General features: G+C 53.6%; 1 protein-coding gene. It reads left to right on the forward strand.

Annotated elements, in window-relative coordinates; translation table 11 throughout:
- Window positions 1-1,307 (forward strand): amino acid adenylation domain-containing protein (locus L692_RS28560; RefSeq protein WP_036723329.1); only part of this gene is annotated, 1,307 nt, incomplete at both ends.

Genomic DNA, 1,307 nt, shown 5'->3' on the forward strand with positions numbered 1-1,307 from the left:
TTACATGCTCGAGGACTCGGGAGCAAAGCTGCTGCTTACGCAAAACCGTCTGTGGGAAGAGGTAACTTCGGCTGTAAAACTTGTAGATTTGGACGACTACCAAGCATACGCTTCGGATAGCTCGAATCTGGGCACGATCGTCCAACCGGACGCTCTGGCCTATCTCATTTATACTTCCGGCACCACGGGGCTGCCGAAAGGAGCCATGATTACACAGCAGGGGTTGGTTAACTATATCTGGTGGGCCCGAAAAGTCTATGTGGCAGAAGACAAGCTAGACTTCCCGCTGTATTCGTCGATTTCTTTTGATCTCACGGTTACCTCCGTGTTTACGCCGCTCATAACAGGTAATACCATCCGTATTTATGAAGGAACGGACAAGGTAGCGTTAATCCGGCGTATTGTCAAAGAGAATCAAGTGGATGTCCTCAAACTGACGCCAACTCATCTAAGCTTAATCCAAGAAATGAATATAGGCAGCGGATCGAGAATACGGAAACTCATTGTCGGCGGGGAGAACTTGAGCACGAGTCTGGCCAAGAACATATCGGAGCGGTTTAACGGGAGGATTGAGATTTTCAATGAATACGGTCCGACCGAAACGGTCGTCGGATGCATGATTTATCGGTACGATCCTGTAAAAGATGTACGGGAATCGGTGCCAGTCGGAGTACCGGCAGACAACGTGAGAATTTATTTGTTCAATCCGCAGCATCAATTTGTACCGATCGGCGTCCCGGGAGAAATATATATTGGCGGGGACGGCGTAGCCCGGGGCTACCTTAATCGTCCCGAACTGACGGCGGAGAAGTTCGTGGACAACCCGTTTGTTCCGGGAGAACGGATGTACCGGACAGGCGACTTGGCGCGCTGGCTGCCGGACGGCAACATCGAATACATGGGCAGGATCGACCATCAGGTCAAAATCCGCGGCTACCGCATTGAGCTTGGCGAGATAGAGGCGCAGCTTTTGAAAGGCGAATCCGTCCGCGAAGCCATTGTCATCGCCCACGAAGTGGAGGAAGGGGATCGTGCTCTGTGCGCTTACTTCGTGGCGGATCGCGAGCTGACCGGAAGTGAACTCAGAGGAGCGCTCTCGCAATCGTTACCGGGGTACATGATCCCGGCTTACTTCGTGCAGCTCGAGCGGATGCCGCTGACGCCAAACGGAAAGATCGACCGTAAAGCGCTGCCTGCTCCCGAAGGACATCTGCAATCCGGTACCGAGTACGTCGCCGCCCGCACATCGGTAGAAGAAGCGTTGGTGCGGATTTGGCAGCAGGTGCTCGGTCTTCCCCAAGTGGGAG

The organism is Paenibacillus forsythiae T98 (genome assembly GCF_000520735.1).
GTDB lineage: Bacteria > Bacillota > Bacilli > Paenibacillales > Paenibacillaceae > Paenibacillus_AQ > Paenibacillus_AQ forsythiae.